Origin of the sequence: Stenotrophomonas sp. CC22-02 (genome assembly GCF_004365115.1) — a bacterium.
In the GTDB taxonomy this organism is placed as follows: Bacteria; Pseudomonadota; Gammaproteobacteria; order Xanthomonadales; family Xanthomonadaceae; genus Stenotrophomonas; species Stenotrophomonas forensis.
This window is the reverse complement of sequence record NZ_SOCO01000003.1, coordinates 117719-131416: the sequence shown is the minus strand read 5'-3', so window position 1 is coordinate 131416 and position 13698 is coordinate 117719. Positions and strand designations below refer to the sequence as shown.

Genomic DNA, 13698 nt, shown 5'->3' with positions numbered 1-13698 from the left:
GTACCACTCGTTTCATTGCTCTCTCCAGCAGGGAAATCCTTCTGGAGTGTAATGGGATTCGGCAGGGCTGCGCCCTGCACCTGCCGAAGCCAGGGCAACAGCAACAGCCCAAGCAACAGCGGTACTCCGTGGGATGGCGGGGTGGGTCCGGTTGCGGGGGACGCCGTAAATACGTCCATGTAGGCTCGGTCGCCGCATCCATGCGGCTCACGCCCCCGCAACCGGACCCACCCCGCCTTCGACAGTTTCCCGCTGCTGTTGGTGGGTGTCGACCTTGGTCGACACACCTCTGTTGGTAGGTGTCGACCTTGGTCGACACGCCGCTGTTGGTAGGTGTCGACCTTGGTCGACACGGACGGAAACAAGAAGGGGTCAGGGACCTTCCCTGCGGGAAAGGTCTCTGACCCCATCGGTGTGTTGCTTGAGCCTGTTACCAGTTCGGGTCTTCGGCCGGGGCGGCGGCGGGCTTGGCCTTCGGCTTGGCAGCCGGACGGGCGGCGGCGGGAGCGGCCGAGGCCGTTGCGCTGGCAGCGGCGGTGGCGGGCTTGCTGCCCAGCTTCTGGCGCAGTTCGATCTGGCCCGGACGGAAGCCGCCGCGCATGGCGTCGACGCCATCTTCGATGGTGCCGTAGGAGGTCTGCGCGGCCACGCGGTCGATGCGGATGGTGCAGCACGGATGTTCGCTGCGGCCCAGCGAACGGCCCGTCTGCGGGTCCTTCAGTTCCTCACCCAGACGCACGGCCTGCCAGCGCTGGCCGTCCTGCAGCGTTTCGCCGCCCTGGCTCAGCACCACCTGGTCACCGTCCACCGAGACCACCGACACCGGGAACAGCGTGGTGACAATGGTGGTGCCAATCTGGCCGGACAGCGACTCCATCATCGCTGCGGCCATGTTGCGCCCGTTGACCACGCGCGGCAGCGTGCTCGGGCCGGTCGAGGCCAGCTGGTGGTCGAAGCTGTCGGACATCACCACCTGGCCGGTGGTGGCGTTGATCAGGCGCAGGGTGATGCGGCCGCCACCGGAATACGAGGTCACCTGGCGGTCGGACATGCGCAGGTTGCGCACGCTGCGCGGGTACTCGAAACGCTCGATGGTCGGGATCAGGATCAGGTCGGTCGCCAGCTGCTGGCCAATGCGTGCGGTGTCCTGCAGGCGCACATTGCCGCTGTTGATGTGGTCGATCTCGGCCTGCATCTCGTCGCCGAACTCGCGATCCAGCACGATGAAGCGCTGGGTCTGGGTCAACGTGTCCGACAGCCGGGCGCGGATCGCGTCGGCCACTTCGTCGGCGTCGACGCGGCCATCGCCAACGGCGTAGCTGCCGGCCTTGGTGCGCGGCAGCGCAACCACGATCTTCGGCTTGCCCTGCTCGTCCGGTGCACGGTACTGGGCGATCTGCGCGCGCACGCGCACCTTCCAGTAGCTGCGCATGCTGCGATGGGTGACGTCGGAGTCGAACGAGCTGCCGCCACGCTTGGCATCAACGTTGACCTTCTCGTCGTAGTTCTGCCTGACGCTGGCCGAGGCCGAACCGCCCTGGGCAGAGGCTTCGGCGGCACCGCTGGCCGACGCCGAGCCCTTGAAGCTCCAGCCTTCGTCGCTGGCGCGCACGCGGGCGATGGTTTCTTCATCGAGCTGGCGAACTTCGTCCTGCGACAGGATTTCATAGCCCAGCACCGCGCCCTGCGAGCCGGCGATCATCTGCTGGGTGAACGCGTCGGCGCGGATATCGCCGACGTGTTCGCCATCCACATCCACATGCAGGCCTGCACGCAGGCTCTGCATCTGGCTGGCCACGCGTACGCCGTTGACCTGCGCCACCGCCGACTGCAGCGCCGCCAGCACCGCCAGTTCCGGGGTGCTGCCGATGCCGTCGGCCTCACGCGCGACCTGGGTGGTGCCGCCGAAATCCGGCGTGCCACGCAGTGGCGCGGCGTCCACGGGCGCATTGCTGGCCAGTGCGCTGGTTGCCTTGTCCTTGGCCGGTGCCGGCGCAGCGGCCGGAGTGTCCTTGCCACAGGCTGCAAGCAGCACTGCCACCAGGCCCAGGCCGATCAATCGGGGTGTCGTACGCATGGAGATTCGCCTCGGATCAGATCGAGTCGAGCATCGAATCGGCGTTGGACGGCACCTTCACCTTGCTCTTCTTGGCAAAGGTCACCGCCGACTTGGTCGAGCCGTACAGGCCCTGGATGAAGCCCGGCGATTCCTTGGCCACCCATGCACCGGCGGCCAGCTTGCGGCCGACGGTGGCCAGCTGGGCCGCACCCAGGTTCTTCATGCCAGCGGTGAAGCTGCTCGCTTCGCCACCCAGCTTCTGCGCCTCGGCCGCCGAGGACAGCAGCGAAACCAGGCCTTCGGCATAGTGCTGCTTGGATTCGGCGTTCAGTTCCGGCTGTGCGGCCTGGCGCTCATTGATGGCCGCCTGGGCGGCTTCGCTGACCGACACCGACTTCTTCATTGCATCGACGCTGACCGAACCGGACGACAGCGCCTGGCGCTCGGCCTCCAGCAGCTGCACCTGCTCGGCCAAGCCGAAGGCGCGGGCGAACGAGGTCTGTGCCTGCAGCGAGTGCGACTGCGAGCTGACGAAACGACGCACCAGCGCTTCCTGCGCGGCATCGTCCGGCGCGGCGGCACTGGAGGTGCTGCTGGAGGTACCGGTGGCGGCACCGGCCAGGTCCTTCAGCTTGCCCAGGCCGGCGTGGGCCGGCATCGACAGGGTGGCGGCAGCGATGGCCACGACAAGAGCGGTATTGCGGATCATGTGAGCGTCCTTTGGGAGAGACGGCCGCGATGCGGCACGTGGAAAATCGGTAACCCCAGGGCGATGCCGAGCGAGTTCGGCACCCACCTGGGTGGCGGATCAGCGGACCGCTTTGACGTTCAGTTCGTTGATCATCTGCTGAGCGGCTTTTTCGGCCGCCAGCTGCAGGGCATTGGTGCGGGCCACGGTTTCATTCGGGCCGGTGCCGGAGAACTGCACCGGGCCCACCGACGAGACAGTGCGCGGGAAGCGACCGGTCACGTCCAGCACCTTGCCGGTGACGGTGACGAACACACGGGTGTTGCCGCTGGCCGGATCGCGGTCGCGCATGCCGACGTCGAGGGTACCGACGGCGATGTACGGGATGTTGGCCGCACGGATGCCGTTGGCGGTGTCACGCAGGGTGGCGGCAGACAGGTCGTTGCCGGTGCTGAAATCCTTGCGGATGCGCTCGATGCTCAGCAGGCCGCGCGATTCGCCTTCCACGTACTCGGCTTCGACCACTTCATAGCCTGCGGCGCTGAAGGCACCGGTCATCGCGGTGTTGACCTCGGCGGCATTGGCTACCTTCCAGCTGATGTTGTCGCTGCGCTGGGTGGTGCTGCCACCACTGGTCACCGACATCGACGCATTCTGGTTGATGCTGCCGTTGGTGCTGACCGAGTTGCCGCGGAAGCTGTCACCCTCACGGGTGTTCTCGTTGTAGCTGGAGCTGACGTCGGTGCGGCGGTATTCCTTGTCCTGGAACGACTGCACGGTGTCCTGCGAGCGCGCCATGAACAGGAAGGTCAGTAGCGAACGCTGCGCGGCGGTGGCGCCGGCCACGGCCGAACCCGCGTCCAGCTTGGTCTGCAGCAGGGTCGTGTTGATCTCGGCACGGACAGTGACGCTGTACGTCTTGGCCTTCTTGTCTTCGGTATCCGACAGCTGCACGGCGCTGAGCACGTAGCGGTCGATCTCGCCGATGAACTCGGCACGACGCGCTTCGAACAGGCGCAGCTTGGCCGCACCGGTTTCGGCGATGTACGCCTCCAGGGCATTGACCTTGGCCTTGTTCAGCGCCTGGGCGCGGGTATCGGCACTCAGGCGCAGGCTGTAGCTGGCCGAACCGGTGCCGCGCGAACTGGCGGTCTGCGCAGCAACCGGGGAGGCCACCGCCAGGGCGATGAGGAACAGCAGGATGGTACGCATCAACGACATGACTTGATCAACTCCTGGAGGGCTTGGGTCTGCTGCTGCAACGGGCGGCCGCCCGGCTTCTGCTCGTCCAGCCAGGCGCGCGAATCGGCACGCTTGGCGGCGGCGCCGGCGAAGGCATCGAAGCCGGCCAGCAGGGTTTCGTAGCTGGCCGACCACTGGTCGACCTGCCACTGCGTAACCGGCACCACCTTGGTGGCGCCCTTGCGCAGCGGCTGTTCGAAATAGACCTTGCCGGAGAATGGCTCGGTCACCTTCGCGGTGAAGAAGGCGCCGAACAGCATCGTCTTCATCGCCGGGGTTTCTTCGATGACGCCGTTCTTCAGCGCATCCACCTGCAGGTTGATGACGTAGTCCGGCTCGGGAATCTTCAGCTGGTAGACCTTGCCGTCGGCAAAGCGGGCCGCCATCGCGCCACCGATCGCCTGGCCCGAGGCCGGCGGCAACAGGCCGACACCGGTGTTGGACGACAGCGTCTTGGACAGCTCATGGGCCAGGGTGGCACGCAGCGGCGCTTCCCACTTCGGGTCCGGCAGCTTGGCGCGCACCGCGTCGGACAGGGTCACCCCGCCCACCTGCAGGCGGCGCACCGCGGCATCGGGCAGCCTGGCCTGGGCGATGCTGGCTGCCAGCACCTGCGACAGGCTGGTGGCGGCATTGCCATACAGCAGATCGGCCACGATCGCGTCGATATCATCGTTGTCAGGACGATCGTCCTGCACGTCGATGCGCTGCAGGGTCAGCGGATAGGATGCGATCACCTGGCGCTCGCGGAAGTCGAAGAACAACGCCTGCAGCGCCACTTCCACCAGCACCTTGTACTGGTTGCCGATCGGCTCGACCGAGACCAGTTCGCGGTCCAGTGCCGCGGCCAGCACGGTCGCACTGGTGGTGCCATCAAGCATTGCCACCGGCTGGTCGATCAGTTCCAGATTCGCCGGCGGGCGACGCTTGAGCGCCTGCGCCAGGGTCTGGTTGAGCGGAACCAGCCCACGCTTTTCCAGCACGGTGTGCGCATGCGGCGTGGTGGCCTGCACGGCGGCGGCATCTGCGGTGTAGGCAAAGCCGGCCCAGTAGGCCTGCTGCGATTTGTCCGCCGCCTGTGCGGCGATCGGCCACACGGCCAGGCACAGGGCACAGGCAAGCAGGCGCGCAAAAGCGCGCGATGCGCTCTTCGTCCTTGAATACATCCAACCGCTCCTCGGTCAATCCGCACGGAAAGCAGACGCTCATGCGTCCACTGGGCGCGAAACATAACGGCTCGCGCGTCCGCCGACAAGTGCTGCGTTCGTCGCAGCTACTCCGTGGGCGGCAATCCTGCCCGTTGCCGCAGCAGGCCGCGCTCTGCCTGGTTCTGGCTGAGTCTGGCGGCTTCGGCAAAAGCGTGACGTGCGTCCAGGTCGCGACCCAGCGACTGCAGTACTTCGCCACGCACCACCTGCAACGGCGCGTAGTCGCGCAGACGTGCATCATCCAGCAACGGTTGCAACTGCACCCAGGCCGCGAACGGACCCTCGCTGCGCAGTACGGCCACCACCCGGTTCAATGCGACAACCGGCGAAGGCTGCACCTGCAGCAGCTGCGTATAAAGCGCGGCGATGCGTGGCCAGTCAGTCGCTTCGGCGCGGCGTGCGGCGGCATGGCAGGCCGCGATGCGCGCCTGCAACACATACGGGTCTTCGCCACCACCGGCGGCCAGCGCGCGGGCCAGTACCTGCTGGCCGCGCTCGATCTGCAGCCAGTCCCAGCGTGCGCGGTTCTGCAGGTCCAGCAGCACGGGGGCGCCCTGCGCATCGGTCCGCGCGGCCGCGCGCGATGCCTGCAGCTCCATCAACGCCAGCAGGCCCAGCACCGGCGGCACCGGCAACCGGTGTGCCAGGATGCGTGCCAGCCGCAATGCTTCCTCGCACAGCGCCGGCCGCATCCAGTCATCACCCGCGCTGGCCGCATAGCCTTCGTTGAACACCAGATAGATCGCCTCCAGCACCGAGGCCAGCCGCTCGGGCATCGCCTCCGCGCGCGGCACCTCGTAGGGCACCTGCTTCTGCGCCAGGGTGCGCTTGGCGCGCACGATGCGTTGGGCGATGGTCGGTTCCGGTTGCAGGAAGCCGCGGGCGATCTCGGTGGTGGTCAGGCCCCCGAGCAGGCGCAGGGCCAGTGCGACCCGCGCATCGGCGGGCAGCACCGGATGGCAGGCCACGAACATCAGCCGCAGCAGATCGTCGCCCAGGTCATCTTCCAGCGCCTGGCTGTCATCCGGCGCCGGCAGCGCCGCCGGATGCAGTTCCTCGCCCCATTGCGCGTGCTGCTGCGCCACCCGCTGGTGCTGGCGCAGCACGTCGATGGCACGGTTGCGCGCAGTGGTCATCAGCCAGGCTCCGGGGTTGTCCGGGATGCCCTGCTCCGGCCAGCGCTCCAGCGCGGCCAGCCAGGTGTCCTGGGCCAGCTCCTCGGCGCGACCGACGTCGCCCCCGAGCAACCGCGCCAGGCGCGCGATCAGCACCGGCGACTCCATCCGCCAGAGGGTTTCCAGACGCTGCGTCAGTGCGGGATCGGGCATGCGCCGATCTCAGCACGCACGCCCGGCGCGCACAAGCGCGGCGCGATGCTCAGCCCGGCTCGCCGTCCATGTGTGCGATTTCCCAGAGATGGCCATCCAGGTCCTGGAAGCCGCGCTGGTACATGAAACCGTAGTCACGCGCCGGCTGCGGTTCGCTGGCGCCGGCGGCGAGTGCCTTGTCCACCATCACGTCTACCGCCTTGCGGCTGTCGGCCGACAGGCAGGTGATCACCTCGGTGTGGCTGTGCGCATCGGCAATCGCCTTGTTGGTGAACTGCTTGAAGAACGGCTGGGTCAGCAGCATCACGTAGATGCTTTCGTTGATCACCATGCAGGCCGCATCGTCATTGGTGAAGGTCGGGTTGAAGCTGTAGCCCAACGCGGCGAAGAAGGCCTTGGACGCGTTCAGATCCTGCACGGGCAGGTTGACGAAGATCATCTGCGGTTGCGGTGCACTCATCGGTGAAGCTCCTTGTGGAGGGAAGAAAGGCCGGGATCAGGGCTGCTTCATGCAGTTGACCATCCACGGCTTGCCGTAGCGATCGATCAACATGCCCCAGCGATGCGCCCAGAACGTTTCGGCAATCGGCATCTGTACCTGGCCCCCCTCGGCCAGCGCCGCGAACACGCGCTCGGCCTCTTCGATGCTGTCGACGTCGACGTTGATGGTGGTCGAGCCGCCCTCGCCACCGCCCGGGCCGTCGGCGGCCATTACGATCGCGTTGCCGATCTCCAGCTGGCTGTGCGCGACGTGATCCAGGGTTTCCGGCGGCATCTCGTTGCAACCCGGCGAGCCATCGGACGGCGGCATGTCGCGGTACTTCATTTCAGAGGTGACCTGGCCACCGAGCGCCTTGGCATAGAACGCCATCGCATCGTGGGCCTGGCCGCTGAAGCCGAGGAAGGGAATCAGTCTCATGGCATTGCTCCGTTGATTGATACAGGGTGTTGCCAGGCCGCGCCCGGCGTGGATGAGTCGGGTCAGCCTTCCAGCTGTGCACGCAGACGCTGTTCCTGCTGCTGTAAGTCGGGGGTGAAGGCTTCACCGAAGTCTTCGGCGGAGATCAGGGGGCGCAGTTCCAGCGTGCCGCCGCTGCCGAACGGCGCACGGCTGGCCCACTCGACGGCCTCGTCCAGCGACCGCACCTCCCACAGCCAGAACCCGGCGATCTGCTCGCTGGCGGGGCCGAATGGACCGGCCTCGACCGTGGGTGCCGTGCCACCGAAGTGAATGCGGCGACCTCGCTGGGTGGCGTGCAGGCCTTCACCGGCCAGCATGATGCCGGCGGCCACCAGTTGTTCATTGAAGGCGCCCATTTCCGACAGCTCCTGCTGGCTGGGCATGCGGCCGGCTTCGGAGTCGGCGTTGGCCTTCACGATCACCATCACTTTCATTGCGGTCTCCCGTGGGGACGCGTGGTGCGTGCCCTTCACTGGGTACAACGAACCAGGGTGCTGGGAATCGACACGTCTTCTGAAAATTATTTCTTCCGTGGGAAGCGCGCCTTCGGCGGGAGTCGGCGAACGGCGGAGCCCCTCCGTGGTGGGGTGGGTGGGTCGCTGGAAGCTCCGGCTCATGGGTTTGGCCGGGTGGGTAGGCGGGGCGGGGGACGCCGTAAACCCATCCATGGGGGCTTGGCCGCGGCATCCATGCCGCGGACACCCCCGCCCCGCCTACCCACCCGGCCACGGACAGGTTCCTGTCTCCGTTCCACCACGGGAAGATCAAGAGAAAAAGGCAGAAGCAACAGCAACAGCGGTTGGCTGGCGGCCTGGGCTTTGCGAGCGAAGCGACCCGCTTCTGCTCTTGTTGTTGATTTTCCGTGGTGGTTCGGCGACCGGAATCTGTCAGGGGTCGGGCGGGTGGGGTTGGCGGGGTATCCGCGCCATGGATGGCGCGGCTAAGCCCCCATGGATGGGTTTACGGCGTCCCCGCCAATCCCCCCCGCCCGACCCACCCTCTGAAACCCAGCTTTCATCGACCCACCCACCCCACCACGGAGGGGCTCCGCCGTTCGCCGTCTCCCGCCGAAGGCGCGCCTCCCGCGCTGCAACATGCCCACGCGCAGACCTGCGCCATCATGGGCACCCGCCCGCGCCAGGACCGTGCCATGCAGCAGTACCTGCTTCTGATCTACATCGAGCCTGCCCTGCTGCAGGCGCTGCCCACCGAAGAATTCAACGCGCTGATGCGCGACTGCCTCGCCCACGCCGACAAGCTGCAGGCCGAAGGCACGCTGCTGGCCGCGCAGAAGCTGCAGCCGGTCGATACCGCGCAGACCCTGCGCGTGCGCGATGGGCACAGCCGCGTGCTGGATGGCCCGTTTGCCGAAACCCGTGAACTGCTGGCCGGCTTCAACCTGATCGTGGCGCGCGACCGCGATGAAGCCATGCGCATCGCCCGCGACTTCCCGTGGGCACGCTTCGGCAGCATCGAGGTGCGTCCACTCGAAGACATGGACGCCGAGCGCGAACGCTGCGGCGCCCCCGCCGCTGCTATGGCAGCAGCCGCACTCTGATCTCGCGCGGACCGATGCCTTCGTTGCCGCTGTAGTCGCGCACGCTGGCACGCACGATGTACTCGCCCGGCGGCAGCGCCGCCGGCTGCCAGCGGCCGGTTTCCATCAGACCGTCACGCACGGTGTTGGTGGCCAGGTAACGGAAGCGGGTGACCGCGCTGCCATGCACGGTGATGCCACTGTCCGGTGCATAGGCCACGCGCACCGCTTCCTTCTGCGGCGGCATGCGGTTGAACACGATGTTCCAGCGCGGCTGCTCGTAACCCTGCAGCGGCTGTCCAGCGCCATCGAGGATCTGGTAGCCCACCTGGTACATGCCCAGGCGGCGGCGCGGCAGATTGTTGTCGACCTGGTCCCAGGCCTCGACCACGATCTGCACGCCGCGACCCTGGCGCGCCACCATCACCACGCCATCGCCACCTGCGGCCATCGGCTGATCGTTGTCGTCCAGCAGGGCCACACCAGTGATGCGCGGAGCAAAGTGGTCGGCGTAGTTGTGGAAGCCCAGCGCCACCGCGTTGGTCTCGAAGCCACCGTTGCCCACTGCCAGGTGCACGTGCGCCTGGTTGTTGATGCTGCCCAGGCGGTCACCCACGTGGATGCGCATGCCGCGGCGCACGCGCATCCGCTGCAGCGTGCCCTGCTCGTCGTACAGCGCCTGCCAGCGTGCGTCGAACGGCGCATCGCGCGGCGTGCGGCCGACCCGCATGTGGATGTACTTGAGGCGATCCACCGACAGGCCTTCGGCCTGCTCGCCCAGGCTCCAGGCGGCCATCGGGCTGCTGACCTTGCCCTCGGCGATCGCCAGCACGGTCTGCCCGACATCGCCGCGCACATCGAAACCGCCGTGCAGGTGGTGGCGGCTCTCGCCTTTGAAGTTGCCGCGCACTTCGCCGAGCGTGCCGACCACTTCGTGCCAGCCGTCCTGCGGTGCCAGCGGCCAGCGCCCGCCGGTGTCTGGCAGCGCGGCATCGGCAGCCGGGCCGACCAGCGCCGGCGCGGGTAGTTCGCCCACCGGCAGTGGGCGCAGCCGGTGCAGGCGGTAGCTGGCGGCGTCGGCCACCAGCACGCTGCCATCGGCATCCATCGCCAACCCGCTGGGGCGGGCCAGGCGCGGCAGGCGGCCGTTGCCCACCAGCGCGATCTGATGGCCCTGCGGTGTCACCTGCACGATCCGGCCATCCATGTCCCCCACGTACAGCACGCCGTCGTGGGTGGTGGCCAACGACAGCGGGCCGTTGATCACGCCCCCGGCAGCCACCACCGTGCTGACCGTGCCATCGGGGCCGACGCGGCGCACCGCATTGTTGAACAGGTCGGCCACCAGCAGCGCGCCGTGCGCGTCGAAGGCTAGTGCCACCGGCGTATCGAAGCGCGCCGCATCGCCCACGCCATCGGCCAGCCCCGGACGCCCACCGCCGGCCAGCGTACGCACGCTGCCATCGGTGCCGATCACCCGGATGCGATCGTTGAACGTATCGGCCACGTAGACCTGGCCCTGCGCATCCACCGCGATACCCATCGGCGCATCGAAGCGCGCCTGCGCGACCGGTCCATCGGCATGGCCCTGCTCGCCCCCGGCCAGCGTGGTCACCTGGCCGTCAATGCCGATGCGGCGGATCGCATGGTTGCCGGTGTCGGCCACATACAGGTTGCCCTGCGCATCGGCGGCAATGCCGGAAGGGGTGTTGAAGCTGGCCTGCAACGCCGGGCCATCGATGCGCCCTTCGCCCTGCCCGGCCACGGTTTCGACACGGCCGTCGGGCAGGCGGCGGCGGATGCGGTTGTTGTCGCCGGCATCGGTGAAGTACACGCTGCCATCGGCGCTGCGCAGCAACGCATAGGGATCGGCAAAGCGGGCCTGTGCCGAGGCACCGTCACGATCACCCGGATGGCCATCGCCGGCCAACGGCTCGATCTGTGCGGTCCAGGCCAACGGCGTGGGCGCCGGGCCTGCCGGTTCAGCCAGCGTGTGCAACGGCGTCTCCCACCAGGTTGCGGCCAAGGCCACTGCGGTTGCCACTGCCACGCCTGCTGCCATCCATTGCCACCGTGCCATCGCGCTGCGCTGCCTGCCTGTTGCCTGAAGAGGCACCGACAATAGACGCTGCGCAGGCGATCCGCCACGGCCAGTCGTACCGGCGGGCGCCAGAGTTCCATGCATCGCGCTTGTTCTCGCTGGCGGCAGCGGTTTCAATGTTGTCCCCACGGATGGAGATCCTCCATGCCCCGCACCCTCCCCCTCGCCGCCGTGCTGCTGGCCGCACTGGCAGGCACCCCCGCTTCGGCCTCGATTACCGTTGCGCCGCAGAAGCCGTCGGTCACCAGTGATGCCGTGCACATGGCCTACGCCAAGCGCTGGGATGATGCGATCGAGCAGTCGCGCCGTGGCAACACACTGGGTGCGCTGATCACGATGGAACAGCTGATGGAGGATCCGCTGCTGGATGACTTCGATGCCGAACGCCAGGGCCGCGCCTCGCAGGTGGCCGGCTGGACGGCGATGGTGCAGAAGAAGCCGGTCCAGGCCCGCCGCTACCTGCAACGCGCGGTGGACGCATTGCCGGAGGACGCGCAGATCCTGCTGACCCTGGTCTCGCTCGAGCTGTCCGAGAGCCAGCCCGCACCGGCTACGAAGTACCTGGTGCGGGCGCTGAAGCATGCCGACGCGCCGCTGCCGCTGCAGAACGACACGGTCAGGTACCTGCAATACCGCCTGCGCGACCAGCCACGACAGCGCATGGAACTGCTGCAGGCCCTGTTCGACAACGGCTGGAAGAACGGGGGCCTGGAGCCGACCGGCATGTGGCTGGCACTGGCCACGTTGCAGGCCGAGAGCGGCCGTAGCGATGACGTCCCGGCCACCCTGGCGCGAATCAAAGGCCCCGCCGAGATCATCCGGCTGCGCAGCGACAAGCGCTTCGACCGCTATGTCGATCGCGGCGATGCGCGCTTTGATCCGGTGCAGGCCGCGCAGAAGCATCTGGACGAACTGCGTGTGTCGGGCCTGCTCGATCGCGCACTGGACGCGCGCATGGCCGAATTCAGCAGCACGCTGCTGATGCTGGACCGCAACGAGGAAGTGCTGGCGCTGACCGACGGCATGGCCCGTGCGGCCGCCGCAGGTGAGTCGCCTTCGGCCACCGACGCCGAATGGGTGGGGTGGCTGCTCAACAGCCGGCTCACGGCACTGCGCCGGCTGGGCCGGCTCGACGACGCACTGGCGACCGCGCAGCAGGCCACGCGCATCGGTGCACTCGGTCCCAACAGCATCGAGCACCAGTTGAACATCGGCTTCCTGTTGATCTCGCTGGGTCGCCCGCAGGAGGCGGCGCAGGCAGTGCAGGGCATCCAGGGCCTGGCCGGCTATGGCAAGGCCGCACAGGCGCTGGTGCAGTTCGCCGCCGCCCGCGGCCAGGGCGATACCAGGGCAATGGAGGCTGCACGCGAGGTAATTCTCGCCCAGCGCGACGATGCCGCCGTGTTCCATCGCGAGATGCTGCTGGAGCAGGGTGACCTGGACGGTGCGGCTGCAGTGCTGATCGAACAGCTGCGCTCGCCGGTCGACCGCGGCGAGACCCTGGCCAGCCTGCAGGACATGCGCACCTATCCGTCGCTGCCGGGCGATGTGCGCATTGATGCGGCGTGGCGTGCGCTCAAGCAGCGTGCCGACGTGCAGGCCGAGGTCGCACGCGTCGGCCGCATCGAGAGCTACGCGCTGGTCGGCAGCGGCACCTCGCGCTGAGCAGCGCCTAGCGCGCCGGTACCTCGGTACGGATGCCCATCGCTTCGCGGTAGCGCGCGTACAGCGCCATCACCTTGTCCACATAGGCCAGGGTTTCGGCATACGGCGGGACGCCCTTGTAGCGGGTGACCGCCCCGATGCCGGCGTTGTAGGCGGCCGCCGCCAGCGGCCGGTCGCCGTTGTAGCGGCGCAGCAGCGCGCGCATGTAACGGGCGCCGCCATCAATCGACTGCTGCGGCGAGAATGGATCACGCACGCCGTATTCCTGCGCGGTGTCAGGCATCAGCTGCATCACGCCCTGTGCGCCCTTGGTCGACACCGCCAGCGCATCGAAGTTGCTTTCGGCATGGGCAATCGCACGCAGCCACGCATCGTCGACGCCGGTGGCCTTGGCGGCAGCCTTGAACTGCCTGGCGTGCTGCGCCAGCTGCGGCGTGCCGACCTTGCCCAGGCCCTCATGGGCCGGCTCGCCCGGCGGCGTGGCCACGGTGAATTTCAGGAACACCCGCGAGCCGGGCAGGTTGCGGGTCGAGTAGACCAGCGCACCGTCCTGCTCGCGCTCGTACAGCACACCGCTGAACACGCCCATGTTGCCCCACAGGTTTGGGGTCTGGATGGCGTTGTCGTCGATTTCCTTCGGCGTGCAGCGCGAGCCCGGTTCCGGTGCGGTGGCCAGGCTGACGGTGTTGCCCTGCACGCAGCGGTAGACCGTGCGCGCGGTGGCCAGCCCGGGCCACAGGCCGGGCAGCAGCAACAGCACCAGCAGGAGCGGGCGACAGGTCATGGCGGCCGGATGATCCGGCCGCGCCCGCTAATGTTGGGTGAATGGGGGTCGGCAGGGCTGCGCCCTGCACCTGCAGAGGCAACGTCAACACCCAGAGCGGCGCTGGGCTGTTGAGGGCTGGTCGG

The 13698-nt window shown here is 67.9% G+C and carries 12 protein-coding genes; 2 read left to right on the top strand and 10 right to left on the bottom strand.

Annotated elements, in window-relative coordinates; all coding sequences use genetic code 11:
- Positions 1 to 430: 430 nt before the first annotated feature.
- From N440_RS20180 to N440_RS20145, 8 genes are all read right to left on the bottom strand, one after another.
- Complete coding sequence (locus tag N440_RS20180; RefSeq protein ID WP_133936457.1) at positions 431 to 2077, bottom strand: CsgG/HfaB family protein; 1647 nt, start codon at positions 2075 to 2077, stop codon at positions 431 to 433.
- 16 nt (positions 2078 to 2093) lie between these two features.
- Positions 2094 to 2768: a hypothetical protein gene (locus tag N440_RS20175; RefSeq protein ID WP_049456379.1), complete on the bottom strand. Its 675-nt coding sequence runs from the start codon at positions 2766 to 2768 to the stop codon at positions 2094 to 2096.
- Positions 2769 to 2867: 99 nt separating this feature from the next.
- The gene (locus tag N440_RS20170) at positions 2868 to 3968 is read right to left on the bottom strand and encodes a hypothetical protein (RefSeq protein WP_049456380.1); all 1101 of its coding nucleotides are present in this window, start codon (positions 3966 to 3968) and stop codon (positions 2868 to 2870) included.
- Entirely contained in the window at positions 3959 to 5155 is a 1197-nt protein-coding gene (locus N440_RS20165; protein WP_133936456.1) for a hypothetical protein, read from the bottom strand. The genes N440_RS20170 and N440_RS20165 overlap by 10 nt, the downstream gene beginning before the upstream one ends.
- A 107-nt stretch (positions 5156 to 5262) precedes the next feature.
- Positions 5263 to 6525 carry a sigma-70 family RNA polymerase sigma factor gene (locus N440_RS20160; RefSeq protein ID WP_133936455.1) on the bottom strand — a complete coding sequence of 421 codons (1263 nt, stop codon included), beginning with the start codon at positions 6523 to 6525 and terminating at the stop codon, positions 5263 to 5265.
- 49 nt (positions 6526 to 6574) lie between these two features.
- Positions 6575 to 6985: a VOC family protein gene (locus N440_RS20155; protein ID WP_133936454.1), complete on the bottom strand. Its 411-nt coding sequence runs from the start codon at positions 6983 to 6985 to the stop codon at positions 6575 to 6577.
- 36 nt (positions 6986 to 7021) lie between these two features.
- Positions 7022 to 7444 (bottom strand): VOC family protein, encoded by a 423-nt coding sequence (locus N440_RS20150; RefSeq protein WP_008266068.1) that lies wholly within the window; start codon positions 7442 to 7444, stop codon positions 7022 to 7024.
- Positions 7445 to 7506: 62 nt separating this feature from the next.
- The gene (locus N440_RS20145) at positions 7507 to 7920 is read right to left on the bottom strand and encodes a YciI family protein (RefSeq protein ID WP_133936453.1); all 414 of its coding nucleotides are present in this window, start codon (positions 7918 to 7920) and stop codon (positions 7507 to 7509) included.
- Positions 7921 to 8636: 716 nt separating this feature from the next.
- Between N440_RS20145 and N440_RS20140 the strand changes: the two genes are divergently transcribed.
- On the top strand, positions 8637 to 9044 hold the full coding sequence (locus N440_RS20140) for a YciI family protein (RefSeq protein ID WP_049458373.1): 408 nt from the start codon (positions 8637 to 8639) through the stop codon (positions 9042 to 9044).
- On the opposite strand, the gene N440_RS20135 is transcribed toward N440_RS20140, so the two are convergent.
- Positions 9022 to 11103: an NHL repeat-containing protein gene (locus N440_RS20135; RefSeq protein WP_133936452.1), complete on the bottom strand. Its 2082-nt coding sequence runs from the start codon at positions 11101 to 11103 to the stop codon at positions 9022 to 9024. The two genes, N440_RS20140 and N440_RS20135, sit on opposite strands and share 23 nt — an antisense overlap.
- A 165-nt stretch (positions 11104 to 11268) precedes the next feature.
- Between N440_RS20135 and N440_RS20130 the strand changes: the two genes are divergently transcribed.
- Complete coding sequence (locus N440_RS20130) at positions 11269 to 12789, top strand: hypothetical protein (RefSeq protein ID WP_133936451.1); 1521 nt, start codon at positions 11269 to 11271, stop codon at positions 12787 to 12789.
- A 7-nt stretch (positions 12790 to 12796) separates the two neighbouring features.
- Here N440_RS20130 and N440_RS20125 read toward each other — a convergent pair whose 3' ends face one another.
- On the bottom strand, positions 12797 to 13573 hold the full coding sequence (locus tag N440_RS20125; RefSeq protein WP_133936450.1) for a lytic transglycosylase domain-containing protein: 777 nt from the start codon (positions 13571 to 13573) through the stop codon (positions 12797 to 12799).
- Between the last annotated feature and the right edge of the window lie 125 nt (positions 13574 to 13698).